At 45.5% G+C, this 1401-nt stretch carries 1 protein-coding gene; it reads left to right on the top strand.

Annotation, left to right across the window (positions count from 1 at the left end; translation table 11 throughout):
* Nucleotides 1–1350: glutamate--tRNA ligase (gene gltX, locus AB4653_RS27340; protein ID WP_372105809.1), on the top strand; the 1350-nt coding region annotated here is incomplete at its 5' end.
* Between the last annotated feature and the right edge of the window lie 51 nt (nucleotides 1351–1401).

Here is a 1401-nt window from a genome sequence, read left to right on the forward strand (position 1 = left end):
TGGCTATTCGCTAAGAATCAAGGTGGTGAATTCGTTCTGCGTATCGAAGACACGGACCTTGAGCGTAACTCTCAAGAAGCGGTTGATGCAATTCTAGAAGGCATGCAATGGATGGGTATGGAATGGGATGAAGGTCCTTACTACCAATCTAAGCGTTTTGACCGTTACAACGAAATGGTTGATAAGCTACTTGCTGAAGACAAAGCTTTCAAATGCTATGCGTCTAAAGAGCTGCTTGACGAAATTCGTGCAGAGCAAGAAGAAAACAAAGAGATGGCTCGTTACGATGCGAACCACCCTAAAATTGTTGCAGCAAACGAAGCAGCAAAAGAAGGTGATGCGTGCGTTATCCGTTTCCGTAACCCTAAAGAAGGCAGCGTAGTATTTGATGACCAAATTCGTGGTCGCATTGAAATTTCTAACAGCCAACTTGATGACCTAATCATTCGTCGTACAGACGGTGCACCAACATACAACTTCGTTGTTGTAGTGGATGACTGGGACATGGGTATTACACACGTTGTACGTGGTGAAGACCACATCAACAACACACCTCGTCAAATCAACATCTATGAAGCACTAGGCGCGCCAGTTCCAACTTTCGCTCACTGTGCAATGATTCTTGGTGATGACGGTGCGAAACTTTCTAAGCGTCACGGTGCTGTTTCTGTAATGCAATACCGCGACGAAGGTTACCTACCAAATGCACTAAACAACTACCTAGTTCGTTTAGGTTGGTCTCACGGTGACCAAGAGATCTTCTCTCAAGAAGAGATGATTGAATTCTTCAGCCTGAACGCTATCAGCAAGTCTGCTTCTGCATTCAACACTGATAAGCTACTTTGGTTGAACAACCACTACATCAAGACTTCTGAGCCTGAGTACGTTGCTAAATACCTGCAATGGCACCTAGATGCACAAAAGATCGATACAATAAATGGCCCGGCTATCACTGAAGTGATCACGCTAGTTGGCGAGCGTTGTAATACGCTTATCGAACTTGCTGAACAGTCTCGTTACTTCTACGAAGATTTCTCTGAGTTTGAAGCTGGCGCAGCGAAGAAGCACCTACGTGGTGTTGCTAAAGGCCCACTAGAGCTTGCTCTTGCTAAGGTTGAAGCGCTTGAGGATTTCACTACTGCAAACATCAAAGATGGTGTGATTGCAGCAGTATGTGAAGAGCTAGAGGTCGGCATGGGTAAAATCGGTATGCCACTTCGCGTAGCAGTAACAGGTGGCGGCCAGTCTCCTTCTGTTGATGCAGTGATGGAGCTTGTTGGTAAAGAGCGCGTAATCGCTCGCATTAAGATGGCTCTTGAGTTCATCGCTAAGCGTGAAGCTAACGCTTAATTGAGCATTAGCTAGATTGAAAAAAGGGTCAGTAACTTGGTTACTGACCCT

The organism is Vibrio sp. 10N.222.48.A3 (genome assembly GCF_041475345.1).
GTDB lineage: Bacteria > Pseudomonadota > Gammaproteobacteria > Enterobacterales > Vibrionaceae > Vibrio > Vibrio tasmaniensis_A.